Raw genomic sequence first — 20,237 nt, 5'->3', positions numbered from 1 at the left:
CCGACAGGAAGCAGTTTTGTGACTCCTGCCGGTTCATTGCCGTGCCGGTCCGCCGAACCATGGACCGGTGTCCTTTATACGCTTTAGCATGCTGGCATGGAAGACAATCCGGACATCAGGGTGATTTCGGCAACGGATGCCCCATGGCACGACGTGCAGGCGGTCTTCGGAACACGCGGAGATCCGTCGAGCTGCTGGTGCCAGTACTTCAAGATGGACAACGCCGAGTGGAAGACCGCGAGCCGGGAGACTCGCGAGCCATTGCTCAAACGGCAGGTGCGGGAACTGGATCCGCCGCCGGGACTCATCGCGTACCAGGGCGACGCCCCGGTCGGTTGGTGCGCCGTCGAGCCGCGTCAGAACTACCCGAGGCTCAGCCGGGGAAAGGTCGTCCAGGTGAGCACGGAGCCTCCCGACGACCCGACCGTCTGGGCCGTGACCTGTTTCGTCGTGCGGGTCGGTTTCCGGAAGAGAGGCATCGCCACCGCTCTTCTTGCCGCAGCGGCCGAGCACGCTCAGGCACGCGGCGCGCGGGTGCTCGAGGGCTACCCGGTCGACCCGGCCGCACGCGACAAGGTGTCGTCAGCCGAGCTCTACTACGGTGTCGTGTCGCAGTTCGCTGCGAACGGTTTCACCGAGGTCGCGAGGCCGACGCCGTCCCGTGCGCTCATGCGGCTCGAGCTGGCGACCTGACGGGGTCAGCCGACGAGACCGAGCGTCTCGAGGAACAGCGCCGCGTATCGCGGTGCGTCGACGTCGAGGGCCACCTCGATGGCCGACCAGTCCCCGGCTCCCCCGTAGATCACGTCTTCACCCGAGTACCGCCGCCGGTCGACCACGGTCTGGCCGCGCCCGTATCCGGCGAGCTCGACGCGCACCGGGCGGCGCTCAATCGACAGCGACTCCGGCTCGACGAGGGCGCACAGCGCTCCCGCGTCTCCGATCAGCCCGGTGTAGACGAGACTGCTGTCCTCGCTCAGGGCAATACGGTTGCCGAGCAGCGCACCGACGACCGCCCCGAGCGGCGAGCCGCCCGTCGCGAGAGCTGCCGCGGCATCCTCGGCTACAGTCACCTGGTTGAACACGTCGAGGCCGTACATGAAGATCGGGATGCCGGAGCCGAGCACGATCGCTGCCGCTTCGGGATCGTGCCACACATTGAACTCAGCGAGGGCGGTCGCATTGCCGACGCTCGCCGAGCCACCCATGAACACGATCCGCTTGATCTTGTCGATAACCTCGGGGTGAGTGCGCAGGAGCAGTGCCAGGTTGGTCTGGGGCGCGAGTGCGACGAGTGTCAGTGGCTCGTCGCTGTCGGCCAGCGTGCGGCGCATGAGCTCGACGGCGCTCACCGATTCGGGCACACGTGACGTTTCGGGAAGCACGAGGCCACCGAGCCCGTCCTCGCCGTGGACGTGGGTTGCCGCACGGCTGGGCGCCAGCAACGGGCGAACCGCACCGGCCGCGACCGGGATCGGCGGGGCGTCAGCGGTGTCGAGGATGCGCAGGGTGTTCTCGACGACCTGCGCGAGCGGCGCGTTGCCTGCCACGCACGTGATGGCACGAACGTCGATCGACGGATGCTTGACGGCAAAGATCAGGGCGAGGGCGTCGTCAACGCCCGTGTCGACGTCGAGGAGAATCGGGAGTGTGCGCATCCGACAAGCTTAGAAGCTGCGTGCGATGCCGCGGATGCCGCCAGCGCCGCTGAGCGAGCCCAACCGCCCACCGCCGTGCAGGCAATCGAACGGTTATCAGGACCAATGTCAAGAAACCGTCCTGATAAACGCCCTCTTTCCTGTTAACCGTGCGACCGCTCTCGTGCCTCAGCCGGTGCCGCCGGTGCCGCTGAGCGAGCGCACCGGCCCCACCGCGGCGCAGGAGACCGCACGGTTATCAGGACCAATCTCGAGAGACCGTCCTGCTAAACGCGCTTTTTCCTGCTAACGGTGCGACCGATCTGGCGCCTCAGCCGGCGAGGCCTCGAGCACCCGTCTGCCTGGAAGCCCCGAGATAAGGAAAAGCGTCCAGACAAGGACAGAAAGCAGCCGCGCGTCCTTATCTCGCGCCTATGTCCTTCTCTGGCGCCGATGTTCTTCTCTGGCACGAGGGCTCAGCCCGCGGGCGCATCGAGCAGGTCGCGCAGCCAGCCGACTCCCGCGTAGCGGTCTCCCCGGACACCCCGACCCCGGACACCCCGGCAGAAGGAAATAACGCCCAGCCAAGGACAGAAACGGCCCGCGCGTCCTTACCTGGCGCCGATGTCCTTATCTGGCGGCGAACCGACTCAGCCGGCCGCCGCGTCGAGCAGATCGCGCAGCCAGCCGGCGCCGCGGGTGGTCGCGCCGAGCGCCTCGACCCGTTCACGCAGGCCCCGATCGCTCGTGACGACGGTGACGGATGCCCCTGGCCCGGCGGCAAGTCGCGCCACCTCGTCGACGATCCGCGAGTCGCCGTCGGCCGATGCCCGCACCACCTCGAGTCTGTCGGTTGCGTCCAGAACAGCGTCGTTCGCCCGGCCTTCAAGCACAGCGACGATCTCCGGCCACCAGTGGGACTGGGGCAGTCCGAGCTCGGCGGCCGGCACACCGGACGAAGCGAGCCCGACGAGCTGCCGTCCCAGCCGTTCCGCGGCGCCGGCGCGGTCGTTCCACCAGCCGTCCGGGCGCGAGCCAACCACGTTCGCCATATCGACGACGATCACAGGCCGGCGCGCGATATCGTCACGCAGCCGGGGCCACGCCGCCGCAAACCCCGGATGGAGCGGGAGCTCATCGACCCCGCCGAGCGCGACCCATCGCAACTCGATACTCTCCGGGTCAGCGATCTGCGGGTCAAACCGGGCAACGGCGTCAGCCACCACTGTGACGTACGACCACACCCCGAGGTCAAGGGTCCTCGAGAAACGTGGCCGAACGGCATCCGTCGGCACCGCAGCCTCTTCGCTCGCCTCACGGATCGCACCGTCGACGGCGTTCTCGCCCTCGTGGCGCGCACCGCCTGGCAGCCCCCAGGTGCCACCGAAGTGACTCCACAGCGCCCGGTGCTGCAGCAATATTCCGCGTTCGGCATCCACAACAAGAAGCCCGGATGCGCCAAAACGGCCCCAGTATTTGGAGCCGTCTTCGGCGTGCACCCAGGCGTCGCCGGGGTTACGCGGGTGCGGCGGCGGGAACTCGTGGGTCACAGTTCAGCTTCTCACGAGTTCCGCCGCGGCAATCGGATTATGTCCTTTTGCGCTTCTCACGAACACGCATGTTGACGTTGATCGGGCTGCCTTCGAATCCGTAGATCTCGCGGAGACGACGCTGGATGTAGCGACGGTAACCCGGGTCGAGGAAGCCCGTGGTGAAGAGCACGAATGTCGGCGGGCGGCTCGAAGCCTGGGTGCCGAACAGGATGCGCGGCTGCTTTCCACCGCGGACCGGGTGCGGGTGCTCGGCGGTGAGTTCGGCGAGGAACGCGTTGAACTTGCCGGTGGGGAGGCGGGTGTCCCACGACTGCAGTGCCAGTTCGAGTGCCGGAACGAGCTTCTCCATGTGGCGGCCGGTGCGAGCGGAGATGTTGACGCGAGGAGCCCAGGCCACGTGGGCCAGGTCCTGCTCGATCTCACGCTCGAGGTAGCGGCGACGTTCGTCGTCGAGGAGATCCCACTTGTTGAACGCGAGCACGAGCGCGCGGCCCGACTCGAGAACGAGGTCGATGATGCGAACGTCCTGCTCGCTGATCGGCTCGGAGACGTCGAGCATGACGACGGCAACTTCGGCCTTCTCCAGCGCGGCGCTCGTGCGGAGCGTGGCGTAGAAGTCGGCACCCTGCTGCAGGTGAACACGACGACGGATGCCTGCGGTGTCGACGAAACGCCACACCTTGCCACCGATTTCGACCTGCTCATCGACCGGGTCGCGGGTGGTTCCGGCGAGTTCGTTGACGACGACGCGCTCTTCGCCGGCGGCCTTGTTGAGCAGGCTCGACTTGCCGACGTTCGGGCGACCGAGGATAGCGACGCGACGGGGTCCGCCGACCTCTTCCTTGGCCACTGCCGAAACCTCGGGCAGCTTGGTCATGATGAGGTCGAGCAGGTCGGCGACTCCGCGACCGTGGAGGGCGGAGACCGGGTACGGCTCGCCGAGGCCGAGCGACCACAGCGATGCAGCGTTCGGCTCCTGGCGCACGTCGTCGACCTTGTTGGCGACGAGGAACACGGGCTTGTTGATCTTCCGCAGCATGCGAACGACCTGCTCGTCGGTGGCTGTTGCCCCGACGTTGGCGTCGACGACGAAGAGAACGGCGTCGGACAGGTCGATAGCAACCTCTGCCTGGGCGGCGACGGACGCGTCGATGCCCTTCGCGTCTGGCTCCCAGCCGCCGGTGTCGACGAGGGTGAACTGGCGTTCGTTCCACTCGGCCTTGTACTTGACGCGGTCGCGCGTGACACCGGGGGTGTCTTCGACGACGGCTTCACGACGGCCGAGGATGCGGTTCACGAGCGCGGACTTGCCGACGTTCGGGCGACCGACGATCGCGAGCACCGGCAACGCCGGGAGGTACCGAATGGCATCCGGGTCATCGGTGGCGGCACCGAGGATGTCGAGGTCGTCGTCGGCGAGGTCGTAGTCGTCGAGACCGGTGCGGAGCGCCTCAGCCCGGCGGGTGGCGAGCTCCTCGTCGATGTCGCTCATTCGTTCGGCGAGTCGGTCGTCTGTCTCTGTGGTGTCTTCGTCAAAGGCGTCAGCCATGGTTGTCTCTCTCTGCGATCGTGCCACGCGGTTGGGCGGATCGATCTACTTTTCTTGCGAGGTGCGAATCACGTCGAGTACAGCATCGACGGTTTCGTCAAAGTTCAGGTTGGTGGAATCGACGGTGACAACGCCATCCGCTGCTGTCATGAAGTCGACGACGCGCGAATCCGCGCGATCACGTTTCTGCAACGCAATTGCAACGTCGGAAGCCGACTCAGTCGCAAGTTCTGCAGTGCGTCTTGACATTCTAGCCTCTTCACTGGCTGTGAGCAGAATGCGCGCGGTGGCATCCGGGGCAACGACCGTCGTAATGTCCCGCCCCTCGACGATAATTCCTGGCTTATCGGTGTCGCGAATGATGCTGCGGAACAGCTCGGTGAGGTGCGACCTCACCTCAGGAACGCGCGCGATCGCGCTGACGGCCGCCGACACGCGCGGTTCACGGATGCTGTCGGTCACGTCGGTGTCGCCGACGCGCACGACGTAACCGTCAGGGTCGGTGCCGATCGAGTAGTCGAAGCTCGCGAGCGAGGCGATCACCGCGGCTCCCTGCTCCGGGTCCGCGTTCGAATCGAGAACGTGCCAGGCCAGGGCACGGTACGCCGCACCGGTATCGAGGAAGGCGAAGCCGAGGCGCTTTGCGGCTGCCTTCGACACACTCGACTTTCCGCTTCCGGCTGGACCGTCGACGGCTACTACTGTTTTCGTCACTCTTACGTGCTCGCAATCCGCCAGCCGCGCGCCTCGAGGTCATCGATGGCGCGCTGCTGAACCTCGGGAAGAACCGCAATCTCGGCGAGGCCGATCTGAGCACCTGGTGAGTGCTCGAGTCGCAGGTCTTCCATGTTCACTCCGATGTCACCGAGTTCGGTGAGGAGCTTTCCCAATTGGCCTGGGGTGTCGTCGACCATGACGACGATGGTTTCGAAGCGCCGGTCCTGGCCGTGCTTTCCGGGGAGCCGCGCAACGCCTGAGTTGCCCTGGGCAATGGCGTCCGCGACGGTTCGCCGCGCGCCCGCCGCATCGGGGTCACGAAGCGCGTCGGTCACCCGGGCAAGATCGGCGGCGAACGCGTCAAGCACCTCGACGACAGGCGCGGCGTTCGAGGCGAGGATCTGCACCCAGAGTTCGGGAGCACTCGACGCGATCCGCACGGTGTCGCGGAGGCCCTGCCCGGTGAGGCGAACGGCGGAGTCCGGTGCGTGCACGAGCTGCTTGGCCAGCACGCTCGCGACGAGCTGCGGCACGTGCGAGACGAGGCCGACCGAGCTGTCGTGCTCCTCCGGCGTCATCTCGATCGGGCTCGCCCCGAGATCCAGCGCGAGGTCTTCAACGAGCGCGAGCGCCTCCGGCGGGGTCTCCTCATCGCGGCAGATCACCCACGGCCTGCCGAGGAAGAGGTCGGCGCGGGCTGAGATCGCTCCCCCGCGCTCACGTCCGGCGAGCGGGTGCGACCCGATGTACCGCGTGAGGTCCACGCCGCGGTTCACCAGCGCGAGGTACGGCTCGAGCTTGACGCTCGCCACATCCGTCACCACTGCGGTTGGGAACCGAGCGAGCTCAGCCTCGATCACGTCCGCCGTGACATCCGGCGGCACGCTCACGACGATGAGCCGGGGCTCGTCATCGGGGCGCTCGGCCCGGCCTGCACCGTAGTCGACGGCGAGCCTCAGCTGCGCCGGCGACGCATCGGCGAGGATCACGTCGACGCCCGTCGCGCGAAGGGCGAGGCCGATGCTCGCGCCGAGCAGGCCAGCGCCGACAATGCGGACCTGGCCGGTCAGCCGGGGCGGGGACATGCTCACAGTGTGCTCTATTCGGACGATTCGGATGCCGCAGCGGCGCGAGCAGCATCACGCTCGGCGTCTCGCTCGGCCTTGTCGAGCTTGGTCACCTCTCGCGAGATGGTCAGGAGCTCACCGAGTTCAACTTTAGTCAGTTCGCGAGTCTCACCGGGCCGGAGGGTGCCGAGCGAAACGGGACCGAACTGGCGGCGCACAAGCTCAAGAACCGGGTGACCGATCGCAGCGAGCATCCGTCGCACAATGCGGTTCTTGCCCGAGTGCAGCGTGAGCTCGACGAGGCTGCTGTCGCCCGTGCTCTGGCCGGCGAGCAGTCGCGCCTTATCCGCGGCGATGACGCCGTCCTCGAGTTCGACACCGCGCATGAGCGTTGCGATGTCCTGGGCGGTAACCCGGCCGGATACCTTGGCGATGTAGGTCTTGAGCACGCCGAAGGACGGGTGGGCGAGCATGTGCGCCAGGTCGCCGTCGTTCGTGAGGATCAGCAAACCACTGGTCTCGGCGTCGAGGCGACCGACGTTGAACAGTCGCTCCTCATAGCCGGTCGTGTACTGGGTGAGGTCAGCGCGGCCACGCTCGTCTGCCATGGTGCTGACAACGCCGACCGGCTTGTTCAGCACGATGTAGCGCTTCGTGGTGTCGAGCTGGACCGGAACGTTGTTGACCTCGACGAGGTCGTTCTCGGGGTCGATCCGTCGCCCGAGTTCACGCACGACGGTGCCGTTGACGCGGACGCGGCCCTCGACGATGTACTGCTCGGAGACGCGGCGGGATGCCACGCCGGCAGCGGCGAGGACCTTCTGCAGGCGAACGCCCTCCGGCTCGAACGGGTCGAAGCGTGGCTTCTCGGCCTGTTCGGCGTCGTCGGACTGGAAGTCCTCGTCTGGGGTGTTGTTATCGGAAGTCACTGTCGAATCCTTCGGTGCCATCGGCGAGCAGGGGTGAAATGGGGGGCAGTTCGTCGATCGAGTTGATGCCGAGCTGTTGCAGCAGAACGTCTGTCGTGCCGTAATTGATGGCGCCGGTCTCACTGTCGGTGAACAGTTCGGTGATGAGTCCACGGCCAGCGAGGGTCCGAACGACCGAGTCAACGTTGACGGCACGGATCGACGCGATCGCGCCGCGGGTGATCGGTTGCTTGTACGCGATCACCGCGAGCGTCTCGAGAGCCGCCTGAGATAGTTTGCTTGGGTTTTCGCTCGCGACGAAATCGGTGACAGCGGTATCGAACTCGCTGCGCACGTAAATCCGCCAGCCGCCGCCGACCTCGCGCAGCTCAAAGCCGCGCCGCACTGAACCGTCGACGCCATCGTAATCCGCGACCAGCCGCTCGATCGCGGCGTGCACGACCTTCACCGGCCTGCGGAGAGCCGTCGCGAGGCTCACGAGGCTCTGCGGCTCGTCCGCGATCATCAGGATGGCTTCGAGCGCCCGTTCAACGTCGGCGATGGGCGGAGCCGCAGCGGTGACGTCAGCGGCATCCGGTGCCTGGCTGTCGCCAGCGGGAGCGTCGGCTTCACGAATACCCACGTCCATGGCGCCTGTCTCAATTGTCATAGTCTGCTCCCAGGTTGGCCAGGGTCTCCTCGGTGAAGTTCTCAGCGGTCCACTTGAGCGTCAGCTCGCCGAGCGGCTCCAGCTGCTCGAAGCTCAGCGCAGCACGCCGATACAGCTCGAGGACGGCGAGGAACCGGGCGATGATGACGCCCTTCGCATCCGCACCGGCGATGATCTGCCGGAACGTCATCGGTTCGCCGTGCTTGAGCATCGCGACGACGTGGGCTGCCTGTTCCCTGATGCTGACGAGCGGCGCGTGCAGGTGGTCGAGGCCGACGACGGGAATCTCCCGCGGGGTGAGAGCGAGGGTTGCCAGCGCGGCAAAGTCGTCGAGGGTGACGGTCCACACCAGCTCCGGTTTGCGCTGCCGGAACTTCTCCTCGAGCCGCACCGAGCGGGCGTGGCGGAGCGTCTCCTTCTCGAATTTTCCCGAGAACCAGGCGGATGCTTCCTTGAAGGCGCGGTACTGCAGAAGCCTGGCGAAGAGGAGGTCGCGGGCCTCGAGCAACGCGACGTCTTCGGCGTCGACCAGTTCGCCCTGCGGGAGAAGGCCGGCGATCTTGAGGTCGAGCAGGGTCGCTGCGACCACGAGGAACTCGCTGGCCTGGTCCATCTCCTCGGCGGAGTCGAGGCCGCGCAGGTAGCTGATGAACTCGTCGGTCACGCGAGACAGCGAGATCTCGGTGATGTCGAGCTCGTGCTTCGTAATCAGCGACAGCAGGAGGTCGAACGGTCCCTCGAAGTTGCCGAGGGCGACCTGGAAGCCGACGGGCCCATCCACCCTTTCGGGCACATCGGTTGCCGCTCGAGCGGTGTCAGGCGACAGCGCCACGCGCAACCAGCTCCCTGGCGAGCTGGCGGTAGGCCTTGGCCGACGCATGCTCAGGAGCGAACTCGGTGATGGGGCTGCCGGCAACGCTGGCGTCGGGGAACTTGACCGTGCGACCGATGACGGTTTCGAGCACGTCGTCACCGAACGCGTCGACGACGCGCTCGAGCACCTCACGTGAGTGCAGGGTCCGCGAGTCGAACATCGTGGCGAGGATGCCGTCAAGCTCGATGGCGGGGTTCAGCCGGTCCTTGACCTTCTCGATCGTTTCGATGAGCAGCGCCACCCCACGGAGCGCGAAGAACTCGCACTCGAGCGGGATCAGCACGCCGTGGCTCGCCGTGAGGGCGTTGACGGTGAGCAGACCGAGCGAGGGCTGGCAGTCGATGAGGATGACGTCGTAGTGCGGCGTCAGCTTGCGCAGCACCCGAGCGAGGATCTGCTCGCGAGCCACCTCGTTGACGAGGTGGACTTCCGCCGCAGACAGGTCGATGTTCGCGGGGATGAGGTCAAGGCCGTCGACCGACGTGTGCTGGATGGCATCCAGTGGATCGTGCTTGTTGCTCAGCAGGAGGTCGTAGATCGTGACGGCGTCGTGCGTGTTGACGCCGAGGCCGGCGGACAGCGCACCCTGCGGGTCGAAGTCGATGCAGAGCACGCGGCGACCGTAGTCGGCGAGGGCGGCACCCAGGCTGATGGTCGTCGTCGTTTTGCCGACGCCGCCCTTCTGGTTGCAGAGCGAGATGATGCGGGCGGGGCCGTGACTCTTGAGCGGTGCTGGTACGGCGAACTCGGAAAGGGTCCGACCCGTCGGGCCCTTCTTTGCGATCGGTGTCTCCACCGAGAAGAGCTCTTCGTTTGTTTTGGCCACCTGGCTTGCCCCGCTCCTCGCGTTTTCGTGTCGTGCTGCGGTATTGATTGTATCCGCCAGCTCCGGATCGGCGGTGCGCCCACGCAGAGAGCCGCGGTTCTCGCCCTGTTGCGGGCCAGCGCCGCGCGCGCGCTGCACGCACCCGCCGCCCGAGACCATCACTTGCGGTCGAGCCCATCAGTTGCGCCGGATGCTCTCGACCGGAAGTGATGCTCTCGCCGGGCCAGCGACCGCTCAGCGCGCCCGCGGATGCGCCGTCGTGTACATGTCGCGGAGCGTGTCCGCCGTCACGAGCGTGTAGATCTGGGTCGTCGCCACCGACGAGTGCCCGAGCAGTTCCTGCACGACCCGCACGTCAGCTCCGCCCTGCAGCAGGTGGGTCGCGAACGAGTGCCTGAGCGTGTGCGGCGACACGTGCGCCGCGAGCCCCGCCCGTTCGGCGGCGGCCCGGATGATCAGCCACGCGTTCTGCCGGGACACCCGCTGCCCGCGCAACCCCAGGAACAGCGCCGGTGTTGCGACGCCCCGCACCGAAAAGACCGGTCGCGCCCGAACGAGGTACGTGTCGAGCGCTGCCCTGGCATATGATCCGACCGGAACGATCCGCTCCTTGTTGCCCTTGCCCGTCAGCCGCACGATGTCCTCGTCGAACACGTCGTCGACGTTGAGCGAGACCACCTCAGACACTCGCGCGCCCGTCGCATAGAGGAACTCGAGCAGGGCGCGGTCCCTGAGCGACTGCGGGTCGTCGCCGGATGCCGCGTCAAGCAACGCGGTGACCTGGTCGACCGTGAGCGCCTTCGGCAACCGGCTCGGGAGCTTCGGCGGCTTGACCTCCCGGGCAACGTCCACCTCCACGGCGCCCTCGTCGAGGAGGAACCGGTGCAGGCCCCTCACCGACGACAGCACGCGTGCCAGCGACGACGCGGTCAACGGCGAGTCCTCGCGCGTGGCCAGGTCACGGAGGAACTCCGTGACGTGTTCGCGCTTCACGTCGGCGATACCGGGAACGGTTCGCGACGCCAGCCACTCGACGTACATCGTCAGGTCGCGGCGGTAGGCGGCGACGGTGTTTGCCGACAGCCCTCGCTCGATCGAAACGTGACGCAGGTACTGGTCGAGGTCACGCGTGAGTGACACGTCAGCTCGCCGACGAAGATCCGAGCTTCGGATGCCGCGTCCACGGCTCATCAGCGTCGCCGAGCGTCTCCCAGTTGCGTTGCTCAGCCGCAGCGGCGGCGAGCACGGCGATCGAGAGCGACGGGTTCTGAATGCGCCGCTCGAGCACCGCTGTGACGAGTTCGTCGAGCGGGGCCCAGCGCAGTTCGATGTCTGCCTCTTCGTCGGTGCGCTCAAACGCCTCCGGAGTCGCCGTGAGACCACGGGCAAGGTACACCCGGATCACTTCGTCGCTGCCACCCGGTGAGGTCGCGAACTCGGCGAGCACACTCCAGTCACGCGCCTCGATGTCGACTTCCTCGGCGAGCTCGCGCTTCGCGGCGACGAGTGGGTCCTCCCCCTCGACATCGAGAAGACCGGCGGGGATCTCCCACTCGCGCAGGCGAACCGGATGCCGGTACTGCTTGATCAGCAGCACCCGATCGTTCTCGTCCATGGCGAAGACGGCAACAGCGCCGGTGTGATCCAGGTATTCCCTGGCGATGTCCTGACCGTTGTAGTCGAAGACGTCGCGGCGAACACCCCACACCATGCCGTCGAAAACGAGTTCGCTGGAGCGAACCTCGACCTCGGTGGGCTCGTCTTCGAGCGGGCCCGGCTCAGCGCTCGAGGCAGCCCCGATTCCGAGCCCGGGGCTGGACGCGGACTCCGCGCCCTGGCCGGACTCAGGCACCGGCGACCTCGAACAGCAGGCTGGCCTGCTGACGCTCGAGAGCGGCGCCGATCAGGCCACGGAACAGCGGGTGCGCGTGGGTCGGGCGTGACCGAAGCTCGGGGTGAGCCTGGGTGCCAACGTAGAACGGGTGCTCCTCGCGATCGAGTTCGACGAACTCGACCAGCTGGCCGTCGGGGCTCGTCCCCGAGAACACGAGGCCGGCATCCGCGATCTGCTGGCGGTAACGGTTGTTGACCTCGTAACGGTGACGGTGACGCTCGGAGATCTCGGTCGAGCCGTACAGCTCGGCGGTGATCGAACCTTCGTCGAGTGTTGCCGGGTACGAACCGAGGCGCATGGTTCCACCGAGGTCTCCCCCGGCGATGATCTCGACCTGCTCCGCCATCGTCGCGATAACCGGGAACTCGGTGTCGGGGTCGAACTCGCTCGAGCTCGCACCGGCGAGACCCGCTTCGTTGCGCGCATACTCGATCACCATGCACTGGAGGCCGAGGCACAGTCCGAGCGTCGGGATCTTGTTGTCGCGGGCGAACTTGAGTGCCCCGAGCTTTCCTTCGATGCCACGGATGCCGAATCCACCGGGAATGCAGATTCCGTCGAGGTCACTGAGCGCCTTGGCAGCACCCTCGGGGGTTTCGCATTCGTCAGACGGGATCCACTGCAGCTTGACCTTGGACTCGTGGGCGAACCCGCCGGCCCGAAGCGCTTCGGTGACCGAGAGGTATGCGTCCGGAAGGTCGATGTACTTGCCGACGAGCCCGATGGTGACCTCGTGCTTGGGTTCGTGGACGGCCTTGAGCACCGGTGACCACGCTGACCAGTCCACCTCGCCCGCCTCGAGTCCGAGGAGGTCGATGATGTAGGCGTCGAGCCCCTGGTCGTTGAGAACCTTCGGGATGTCGTAGATGCTGGGCACGTCGACACAGTTGACGACGGCTGCCTCATCGACGTCGCACATCAGCGCGATCTTGCGCTTGTTCGACTCGGAGACGGGGCGGTCGCTGCGGAGAACGAGCGCGTCGGGCTGGATACCGATGGACCGGAGCGCCGCGACTGAGTGCTGCGTCGGCTTGGTCTTCTGCTCACCAGAGGCGTTCATGTACGGCACGAGCGAGACGTGCACGAAGAAGACGTTCTTGCGGCCGAGCTCGTGGCGCACCTGGCGCGCGGCTTCGATAAAGGGCTGTGACTCGATGTCGCCGACGGTTCCACCGACCTCCGTGATGATCACGTCTGGCTTGGGATCGTTGGACGCCTGCAGGCGCATCCGGCGCTTAATCTCGTCGGTGATGTGCGGGATGACCTGCACCGTGTCACCGAGGTACTCGCCGCGGCGCTCGCGCGCGATGACCGTCGAGTAGATCTGGCCGGTGGTGACGTTCGCCGCCTGGCTCAGGTTGATGTCGAGGAAGCGCTCGTAGTGACCGATGTCGAGGTCGGTCTCTGTGCCGTCGTCAGTGACGAAGACTTCGCCGTGCTGGAACGGGTTCATCGTTCCAGGATCGACGTTCAGGTATGGGTCGAGTTTCTGCATGACGACACGCAGTCCCCGAGCTGTGAGCAGGTTGCCCAGGCTTGCCGCCGTGAGTCCCTTGCCCAACGAAGAAACGACACCACCGGTCACAAAAATGTGTTTGGTCGTGTCGTTCGAAAGGTCCGCGTCTGTAATGTTCACCACGGGCTTCTATCCTACCATGTGAGTTGCTGACCGAGCGAGCGTCAGGAGCTCCTCAGCGTGGGCGAGTCCGGATTCGCTGTCGGCGAGTCCGGAAAGCAGTCGTGCCATCTCCGCGGTCCGTTCATCTCCCGTGAGCTGTCGAACACTGGATGCCGTGACCGTACCGTCGGAATCCTTCACGACGGCGAGGTGGTTGTTGGCGAAGGCGGCAACCTGGGCGAGGTGGGTCACCGCGATGACCTGCGCGGTCTCGGCCAGCCGGGCGAGTCGCCGGCCGATCTCGATCGCCGCCGCTCCCCCGACGCCCGCGTCGACCTCGTCGAAGACGAACGTCGGCACCGGATCCGTACCCGCGATGACGACCTCGATCGCGAGCATGACGCGCGAGAGCTCGCCGCCCGATGCCCCCTTTGCCAGGGCGCGCGGTTCGGCGCCGGCGTGGGGCCTCAGCAGGAACTGCACGTTGTCACGGCCGGAGAACGTCAGTTCGTCGTTCGTGGAGACCTCGATGACGAGCGTCGCGTCGGGCATGGCGAGAGCCGAGAGTTCGTCCGAGACCGCGGATGCCAGTCGTTCGGCGGCATCACCGCGCACCTCGCTCAGGCGCGTCGCCAGGGTGTCGACGAGTGCAGCATCCGCTTCGACGACGGCGTCGAGCTCTTCGATCCTGTCGGTGTCACTGTCGAGTTCGAGCAGCCTGGCGTTGCCGTTCTCGAGAACCGCGAGCACGTCGTCGAAGCCGGGACCGTACTTGCGCATGAGGATGCTCAGTTCGTTCCGCCGGTCCTGCACGATCTCCAGTTCCCTGGCACCGTCGGCGTCGAGGCCGGCGAGGTAGCGCGAGAGCTCGAGTGCCACCTCTGACAACTGGTAGCTCGCACTCGCGACCTGCTCGGCCAGCGTTCCGAGCTCAGCGTCGTACGACGCCACCCGTTCGAGTTGCCTGCGGGCCGAGTCGAGCAGCACGACAACATCGGGGCCATCGGATTCTTCGGCGGAGATGGCTTCGCGCGCACTCGCCGCAGCGATACGGAGATCCTCGAGGTTGGTGAGCTTTTCAGCGCGAACGGCAAGCTCGTCGTCTTCGCCGGGCTGCGGTGCGACCGCCTCGATCTCCGCGATGATCTCGCGAAGCTCAGCGGCTTCGGCGCTCCGCGCGTCGCGCTCACGGACCAGCCTGTCGCGTTCGGTCACGTTCTCGAGGTAGCGCGAGTAGACGGTCCGGTAGTCGTTCAGGGTGGTGGTCAGCTCGGCGCCGGCAAATCGATCGAGGGCGTCGCGCTGCGCCGACTGCGATCGCAGCCTCACCTGGTCCGACTGACCGTGCACGACGACGAGTTGCTCGCCCAGCTCGGCGAGGACGCCGACCGGTGCACTTCGCCCGCCGACCTGCGCGCGGCTGCGGCCCTCGGCGGAGATCGATCGTCCAAGCGTGAGCTCGGCCTGCGACTCGCCGAACGGGTCGACGCCGCCGCCCGCCTCGGCCACTCGATCGGCGACGGCGCCGTCGGCCGGAATCACCCACCGTCCATCGACACTGGCCTGGCCGCTGCCCTGACGGATGACGCCGGAATCTGCACGCCCGCCCAGAAGAAGGCCGAGAGCGGTGACGACCATGGTCTTGCCTGCACCGGTTTCACCGGTGATGGCCGTGAAGCCGCGGCCGAGCGGGAGCGACGCCTCAGCGATGACCCCGAGGTCGCGGATGCCGATTTCCTCAATCATTGCCGTCTGGTCCCCTCCAGCCCGTGACGGGCAGGTGGAATTTCTTCACCAGCCGGTCGGTGAACGGGCTCTGGTGCAGGCGCGCGAGACGCACCGGGACCGGTGACCGGCGAACGATAACGCGGGCGCCCGGTTCAAGATCGTGGGTTCGGCGTCCGTCGCACCACAGGACGCCCGTCGCGCTCGTGCGCTGGAGCACCTCGACGGCGAGCGACGAATCTGGTCCGACGACGAGAGGCCGCGCAAAGAGGGCGTGAGCACTCAACGGAACGAGCATCATCGCTTCCACTGTCGGCCAGACGACGGGACCACCGGCGGAGAAACCGTACGCTGTCGACCCTGTGGGCGTCGACACCACGACGCCATCACAACCGAAGGAGGAAAGCGGCCGGCCATCGACTTCGATGACGACCTCGAGCATCCGCTCTCTGCTGCCCTTCTCGACCGTCGCTTCGTTGAGCGCCCAGCTCTCCCAGACGACGTCGTCGCCCACCTTGACCCGGACGCTCAGCGCCAGTCGCTCTTCGACGAGGTAATCGCCCGCGATAACGCGGTGGACAGCATCCGCGAGGTCGTCTCTCTCGCTCTCGGCGAGGAATCCGACGTGTCCGAGGTTGACACCCAGCAGCGGTGCCGCGAACCCGCGAACCAGTTCGGCCGCGCGCAGGATGGTACCGTCGCCGCCGAGCACGATCACGAGCTCGAGTTCTTCTCCCGAGACGTCCTCACCGAGGATCGCGACGTTCTCGAACACCGCACCCGCTGCCCGGAGCTCGTCGCGTTCGACGCGCGCGAGCACGGGGTGCGCTCCAGACTCCTGCAGCTGCCGAATGACCTGGGTCGCGGCGTCGACGGAGTCTTTTCTGCCCGTGTGGGAGACCACAAGGATGAATCTGTGTTCAGAATTCATCCGGGTCACGCTCCAGCTATCTCGGTTATCGTCGTCAACCATTCTGTCGGATTGCGTGCGGTATCGCTTGGGCCCTTGACATCGGTTCCGACCGGGCGGAACCAGGCCAGGTATTCGCGGTTGCCGTGACCGCCGACGATGGGCGACTCGATGAGGCCGGCTGTTCCGAGTCCCAGATCCCAGGCGTGCCAGAGCACTGTCGCTATGGCGTCCTGTCTGAGCCCGTCGTTGCGGACGATGCCCTCGCGGATGCCGCCGCGCCCCACTTCGAACTGCGGCTTGATCAAGAGGATGAAATCGCTGGCAGGCGCCACCGATCCCTGGAGAGGCCCAAGGACGTGGGTGAGGGAAATGAAGGACAGGTCGCCGACGACGAGGTCGGGGCGCTCTGACTGGCCGGATTCCCATGCGAGGTTTTCCGGCGTGAGCTCGCGGACATTGAACCCCTCGATCACGCTCACCCGCTCGTCGCGGGCGATCTCCGGCGCGAGCTGCCCGTGTCCGACGTCGAGCGCGATCACGTGGCGTGCTCCGCGTTCGAGCAGCACCTGTGTGAATCCGCCCGTTGAGGCGCCAGCATCGAGCGCGAGCCGCCCGGTGGGGTCGACTCCGAAGGCGTCGAGCGCTCCGAGGAGCTTGTGCGCTCCTCGGCTGACGTAGTGGTCGGCCCCGGCGACGCTGAGTTCAGAACTCGCGCGTACCTTGGTTGCGGGCTTGACCACAGCGCGGCCATCGACGGTGACGAGGCCGTCGGCGATGAGCCGAGCGGCAAGGGTGCGCGACCGCGCGAAACCCCGGGCAACCAGGGCTGCATCGAGGCGCTGGGGGCCGTCGGTTGGATCCGGGTCGGTCAACCCGCGGCCCTCGACGGCATCCTGTCGCCGCCCTCGAGCTGCGCGCGCAGCTCCTCGTGCAGCTGGGCATACGCCTCTGCACGGGCCTCGAGCGGTTGATCTTCGATCAGCTTGAGCCGCGGGACGAGTGCATCGTCACTGGACTGGGTGTCATCGCTCACGGGACCTACGTTACCCGCGACCTCAGGAATAGAGGTGCTCCGGCACGTTGAAGCCGTAGATCGCCCGGCCAGATGCCCAGATGGCGGCACATGCGGCGCGAAGGAGATCGATGCGACTGGCGCCCTCACGGACCACGACGACATCGTTTCCGACGATTCGCACCACGGCGTCCCCGACGGTCGCCTCGGAGTTGTCGCGTGACATCCGTGTAGCCGGGTATGCCTCGTGCAGCTGGCGAAGGTCGTCGACGATGTAGGTCGGCCGCGAGTGCTTATCGGCGGCGAGCACGTGCTTCGCCTTGTCGACCCCGGTCAGCACGAGCACGGATGGAATCCCCGCTCGGTTTGCGCCGAGAATGTCGGTGTCCAGGCGATCACCGATGAACAGCGGGCTGGTCGATCCGAACCGGATCTTTGCCTCATCGAAGATGGGTGTCTCCGGCTTGCCCGCGACCGTGGCCAGCCGGCCAACCGCCGTGTGGACGGCCGAGACCAGAGTGCCGTTTCCCGGCGCGATGCCGCGCGCCTGAGGGATCGTCCAGTCGGTGTTCGTCGCGATCCACGGGATCTCGACACCATCTTCACGCGGGTGAAGCGCGAAGGCGGCCTCGGCGAGGTCGGTCCAGCTGACGTGCGGCGCGAATCCCTGCAGGACCGCAGCGGGCGCGTCATCCGCCGACCGCGTGACGGTGTATCCGCCCTTTTCGAGTTCGGAAACGAGACCCTCTCCCCCGACAACGAGGACCGTCGAACCGGCCGGTACGTGCTCGCCAAGCAGACGAACAGCGGCCTGTGGACTCGTGACGACGTCACTCGGTGCGACGTGCAACCCGAGTTCTGTCAGGTGTTCGGCAACCGAGGCGTCGGTGCGCGATGCATTGTTGGTGATGTAGCCAACGCGGATGCTCTCGGCCACCTTGTTGAGGCTTTCGACAGCATGCGGAATCGCGTTCGGCCCCGCGTACACAACACCGTCAAGGTCTGCGAGCACAACATCGACGCCGTCGAGCGGCGTCGACGCCTTACTTTTCCGGCTGAGCAGCGGACTCATCCGGCTCAACTCCCGTGTCGTCGTTGGTGTCGGTTGCGGTGTCGGTGTCGGTGTCGGTTGCCACCGAATCCGCTGCGTCGACGTCGATCTCGTCAGCACTGGACTCGTCGTCGGTCGCATCCGCGTCGACCAGGGTCGTGGACGCATCATCCAACTCGTCAGCGTCAGCGTCTTCCGCGACATCGTCGAACGCCCCAGCGGCAACAGCGCTGGCCAGGTCCGTCGAGTCGTCGACCGCGATCGGGATACCCTCGGGCTCGGACACTTCGGTGTCGTCGTCGTCTGACTCCTCGAGAATCTCAAAGATCTCGATGGTCTCGAGTTCGTTGTCTCCCCGCTGTTCGGCGATCGCCGCTCCGGCAACTTCCGCGCGCTTCCGCCACAGGGCAGCCTCCTCGCCGCGACCGAGCTCTTCGAGCACTTCGGCCTCAGCTGCGAACAGCTCGGGGCTCCACTCGAATGCCCTGTCTGGGTTGAGCTCGGGGATCTGCAGTTCAGCAAGCGCGAGTTCCGGCTGGCCGAGGTCAAGCCGGGCGCCGGACATCGCGATGGCGAGAGCCACACGAACCGGTGAGGCAAGGCTCGCCCTGTCGACGCTCCGGCCGAGTTCGAGCGCACGCTCGGGACGGCCGACGCCGCGTTCGCTGTCGACCATCAGCGGGACCTGGTCGTTCGACCCTGTGATCCGGCGGTGCGTACGGAGCTCGCGAAGCGCCAGGGCGTAGTCGCCCGTCTCGTACGCCGTGATCGCGAGGGTCTCGCGGACGACGCCGATGCGTCCGGCACGACGTGCAGCGGAAAGAGCGTGCTGGTGCGCGAGTTCCGGGTCTTCCTCGATGAGCATCGCAGCCATCGCCAGGTGCCGGGCAACGCGCTCAGCGTTGTCTGCGGTCAGTGTCTTGAGCTCGTTGCGGGCAATCCGATCGAGGTCGTTTGCCGTCACTGAGTCGGGCAGGTCGGGGTCGTAGTGTTCCGAGCGCACCATGCGGTGCTCGCGCTGCATGCGCTGCTCATCGGTCATCTCGTCTTCGACCTGGCTTGCCTCCCTGTCGCCGCGTGCGGGGGCTCCGCCACGGGTCCAGAGCTTCTCGTCGCGGTCGCGACCGCCGCGGGGGCGATCCTCGCGTGGACGATCGGGCCGGGCACCGCGAGGCTTATCACCGTACGACGGACGATCACCACGAGGCTTATCACCGTAGGACGGACGATCACCACGAGGCTTATCACCGTAGGACGGACGATCACCACGAGGCTTATCACCGTACGAGGGACGATCACCACGAGGCTTATCACCGTACGAGGGACGATCACCACGAGGCTTATCACCGTACGAGGGACGATCACCACGAGGCTTATCACCGTACGAGGGACGATCCCCACGAGGCTTATCACCGTACGAGGGACGATCCCCACGAGGCTTATCACCGTATGAGGGACGGTCGGAACGAGCCCGATCCCCCGATGCGGGACGGTCACCGCGCGGCTTGTCACCGTAGGACGGACGATCCCCGCGAGGCTTATCACCGTAGGGACGCTCGGTACGCGGTCGATCACCGGAAGCCGGTCGGTCACCGCGGGGCTTGTCTCCGTAGGAAGGACGCTCTCCGCGAGGACGCTCGTCACGGCCGGCGCTCGAGCGCGGGCGCTCGGTGCGGTCAGAACCCGCACCATATCGTGGACGCTCGCTGCTTCCAGTGCGCGGACGTTCCGTTCGATCCGACCCGGCTCCGTAACGCGGACGCTCGCTGCCCTCGGAACGCGGACGATCCGTCCGATCAGAGCCGGCACCGTAACGCGGACGCTCGCTTCCGCCGGTGCGGGGGCGATCTGAGCCGCCGCCGTACGACGGACGGTCACCGCTGGGGCGACCGGAGCCCGCACGGTCTGTGCGGGGGCGGGAGTCGCCTCGGCCGGAGTCGTTGGACCGACGATTCTCGCCAGATTGGCGGTCGTTCGGTCCGCGATCGGGGCGCCTGGCGCCCGAATTGTCCGCAGAATCCGGCATGAAGTACTCCCTATTATGTTGAAAAAACTGTGTTAAAACGCAAAATGGCCACCCGCACTTGGGTGGCCATTTTACTAAGTTAAGTCCGGCGGTGTCCTACTCTCCCACAGGGTCCCCCCTGCAGTACCATCGGCGCAAAGAGTCTTAGCTTCCGGGTTCGGAATGTGACCGGGCGTTTCCCTCTTGCTATGGCCGCC

General features: G+C 66.4%; 20 protein-coding genes and 1 rRNA gene. 1 reads left to right on the top strand and 20 read right to left on the bottom strand.

Annotated features, from left to right (window positions below; genetic code table 11):
• Positions 1 to 96 precede the first annotated feature (96 nt).
• Positions 97 to 693 carry a GNAT family N-acetyltransferase gene (locus AC1C2N_RS09185; protein ID WP_495433757.1) on the top strand — a complete coding sequence of 199 codons (597 nt, stop codon included), beginning with the start codon at positions 97 to 99 and terminating at the stop codon, positions 691 to 693.
• 5 nt (positions 694 to 698) lie between these two features.
• Here the strand turns inward: AC1C2N_RS09185 and AC1C2N_RS09180 are convergent, their stop codons facing one another.
• From AC1C2N_RS09180 to rrf, 20 genes are all read right to left on the bottom strand, one after another.
• The gene (locus AC1C2N_RS09180) at positions 699 to 1,658 is read right to left on the bottom strand and encodes a nucleoside hydrolase (protein WP_495433756.1); all 960 of its coding nucleotides are present in this window, start codon (positions 1,656 to 1,658) and stop codon (positions 699 to 701) included.
• Between the two features lie 629 nt (positions 1,659 to 2,287).
• Positions 2,288 to 3,187 (bottom strand): NUDIX domain-containing protein, encoded by a 900-nt coding sequence (locus tag AC1C2N_RS09175; RefSeq protein WP_495433755.1) that lies wholly within the window; start codon positions 3,185 to 3,187, stop codon positions 2,288 to 2,290.
• A 37-nt stretch (positions 3,188 to 3,224) separates the two neighbouring features.
• Positions 3,225 to 4,739, bottom strand: a complete 1,515-nt coding sequence (der, locus tag AC1C2N_RS09170) for a ribosome biogenesis GTPase Der (RefSeq protein ID WP_483403812.1) — start codon at positions 4,737 to 4,739, stop codon at positions 3,225 to 3,227.
• Between the two features lie 45 nt (positions 4,740 to 4,784).
• On the bottom strand, positions 4,785 to 5,453 hold the full coding sequence (cmk, locus tag AC1C2N_RS09165) for a (d)CMP kinase (RefSeq protein WP_495433754.1): 669 nt from the start codon (positions 5,451 to 5,453) through the stop codon (positions 4,785 to 4,787).
• A gap of 2 nt (positions 5,454 to 5,455) precedes the next feature.
• Complete coding sequence (locus AC1C2N_RS09160; RefSeq protein WP_483403810.1) at positions 5,456 to 6,541, bottom strand: prephenate dehydrogenase; 1,086 nt, start codon at positions 6,539 to 6,541, stop codon at positions 5,456 to 5,458.
• A 14-nt stretch (positions 6,542 to 6,555) separates the two neighbouring features.
• Positions 6,556 to 7,350 carry a pseudouridine synthase gene (locus tag AC1C2N_RS09155; RefSeq protein WP_483404951.1) on the bottom strand — a complete coding sequence of 265 codons (795 nt, stop codon included), beginning with the start codon at positions 7,348 to 7,350 and terminating at the stop codon, positions 6,556 to 6,558.
• Positions 7,351 to 7,438: 88 nt separating this feature from the next.
• Positions 7,439 to 8,080 (bottom strand): SMC-Scp complex subunit ScpB, encoded by a 642-nt coding sequence (gene scpB / locus AC1C2N_RS09150; RefSeq protein ID WP_495434217.1) that lies wholly within the window; start codon positions 8,078 to 8,080, stop codon positions 7,439 to 7,441.
• Positions 8,081 to 8,090: 10 nt separating this feature from the next.
• A complete protein-coding gene (locus AC1C2N_RS09145) occupies positions 8,091 to 8,933 on the bottom strand; it encodes a segregation and condensation protein A (protein ID WP_495433753.1) in 843 nt (280 codons plus the stop codon).
• Positions 8,917 to 9,801, bottom strand: a complete 885-nt coding sequence (locus AC1C2N_RS09140; protein ID WP_495433752.1) for a ParA family protein — start codon at positions 9,799 to 9,801, stop codon at positions 8,917 to 8,919. Before AC1C2N_RS09140 ends, AC1C2N_RS09145 begins: the two co-directional genes overlap by 17 nt.
• Before the next feature lie 234 nt (positions 9,802 to 10,035).
• Positions 10,036 to 10,941, bottom strand: coding sequence for a site-specific tyrosine recombinase XerD (gene xerD, locus AC1C2N_RS09135; protein ID WP_483403806.1), 906 nt, complete (start codon positions 10,939 to 10,941; stop codon positions 10,036 to 10,038).
• Between the two features lies 1 nt (position 10,942).
• Positions 10,943 to 11,512, bottom strand: a complete 570-nt coding sequence (locus tag AC1C2N_RS09130) for an NUDIX domain-containing protein (RefSeq protein WP_495434216.1) — start codon at positions 11,510 to 11,512, stop codon at positions 10,943 to 10,945.
• A gap of 133 nt (positions 11,513 to 11,645) precedes the next feature.
• A complete protein-coding gene (pyrG, locus tag AC1C2N_RS09125) occupies positions 11,646 to 13,331 on the bottom strand; it encodes a CTP synthase (protein WP_483404949.1) in 1,686 nt (561 codons plus the stop codon).
• Positions 13,332 to 13,340: 9 nt separating this feature from the next.
• The gene (gene recN, locus AC1C2N_RS09120) at positions 13,341 to 15,059 is read right to left on the bottom strand and encodes a DNA repair protein RecN (RefSeq protein ID WP_495433751.1); all 1,719 of its coding nucleotides are present in this window, start codon (positions 15,057 to 15,059) and stop codon (positions 13,341 to 13,343) included.
• Positions 15,052 to 15,969, bottom strand: coding sequence for an NAD kinase (locus tag AC1C2N_RS09115; RefSeq protein WP_483403804.1), 918 nt, complete (start codon positions 15,967 to 15,969; stop codon positions 15,052 to 15,054). The genes recN and AC1C2N_RS09115 overlap by 8 nt, the downstream gene beginning before the upstream one ends.
• 5 nt (positions 15,970 to 15,974) lie before the next feature.
• Positions 15,975 to 16,823, bottom strand: coding sequence for a TlyA family RNA methyltransferase (locus tag AC1C2N_RS09110; protein WP_495433750.1), 849 nt, complete (start codon positions 16,821 to 16,823; stop codon positions 15,975 to 15,977).
• The gene (locus AC1C2N_RS09105) at positions 16,820 to 16,984 is read right to left on the bottom strand and encodes a hypothetical protein (RefSeq protein ID WP_162924917.1); all 165 of its coding nucleotides are present in this window, start codon (positions 16,982 to 16,984) and stop codon (positions 16,820 to 16,822) included. The genes AC1C2N_RS09110 and AC1C2N_RS09105 overlap by 4 nt, the downstream gene beginning before the upstream one ends.
• Positions 16,985 to 17,006: 22 nt before the next feature.
• Entirely contained in the window at positions 17,007 to 18,035 is a 1,029-nt protein-coding gene (locus AC1C2N_RS09100; RefSeq protein ID WP_495433749.1) for an HAD-IIA family hydrolase, read from the bottom strand.
• Positions 18,007 to 19,056: a hypothetical protein gene (locus AC1C2N_RS09095; RefSeq protein WP_495433748.1), complete on the bottom strand. Its 1,050-nt coding sequence runs from the start codon at positions 19,054 to 19,056 to the stop codon at positions 18,007 to 18,009. Before AC1C2N_RS09095 ends, AC1C2N_RS09100 begins: the two co-directional genes overlap by 29 nt.
• Positions 19,053 to 19,706: a hypothetical protein gene (locus AC1C2N_RS09090; protein WP_495433747.1), complete on the bottom strand. Its 654-nt coding sequence runs from the start codon at positions 19,704 to 19,706 to the stop codon at positions 19,053 to 19,055. Before AC1C2N_RS09090 ends, AC1C2N_RS09095 begins: the two co-directional genes overlap by 4 nt.
• Before the next feature lie 417 nt (positions 19,707 to 20,123).
• Positions 20,124 to 20,237, bottom strand: a 5S ribosomal RNA gene (gene rrf / locus AC1C2N_RS09085); the annotation flags it as partial.

The sequence above is a fragment of the Mycetocola sp. Y791 genome, assembly GCF_059445325.1.
Note: the sequence above shows the minus strand (reverse complement) of the source record. Positions and strands in the feature narration are given on the sequence as shown.

Excerpts from the sequence above, each read along its gene's own strand:
- AC1C2N_RS09130 (WP_495434216.1), bottom strand. The coding sequence starts at position 11,512 with ATGGTGTGGGGTGTTCGCCGCGACGTCTTCGACTACAACGGTCAGGAC.
- der (WP_483403812.1), bottom strand. The coding sequence starts at position 4,739 with ATGGCTGACGCCTTTGACGAAGACACCACAGAGACAGACGACCGACTC.
- scpB (WP_495434217.1), bottom strand. The coding sequence starts at position 8,080 with ATGGACGTGGGTATTCGTGAAGCCGACGCTCCCGCTGGCGACAGCCAG.
- AC1C2N_RS09180 (WP_495433756.1), bottom strand. The coding sequence starts at position 1,658 with ATGCGCACACTCCCGATTCTCCTCGACGTCGACACGGGCGTTGACGAC.
- recN (WP_495433751.1), bottom strand. The coding sequence starts at position 15,059 with ATGATTGAGGAAATCGGCATCCGCGACCTCGGGGTCATCGCTGAGGCG.
- AC1C2N_RS09160 (WP_483403810.1), bottom strand. The coding sequence starts at position 6,541 with ATGTCCCCGCCCCGGCTGACCGGCCAGGTCCGCATTGTCGGCGCTGGC.
- AC1C2N_RS09115 (WP_483403804.1), bottom strand. The coding sequence starts at position 15,969 with ATGAATTCTGAACACAGATTCATCCTTGTGGTCTCCCACACGGGCAGA.
- AC1C2N_RS09095 (WP_495433748.1), bottom strand. The coding sequence starts at position 19,056 with ATGACCGATGAGCAGCGCATGCAGCGCGAGCACCGCATGGTGCGCTCG.
- AC1C2N_RS09185 (WP_495433757.1), top strand. The coding sequence starts at position 97 with ATGGAAGACAATCCGGACATCAGGGTGATTTCGGCAACGGATGCCCCA.
- AC1C2N_RS09100 (WP_495433749.1), bottom strand. The coding sequence starts at position 18,035 with ATGAGTCCGCTGCTCAGCCGGAAAAGTAAGGCGTCGACGCCGCTCGAC.
- AC1C2N_RS09090 (WP_495433747.1), bottom strand. The coding sequence starts at position 19,706 with ATGGTGCGGGTTCTGACCGCACCGAGCGCCCGCGCTCGAGCGCCGGCC.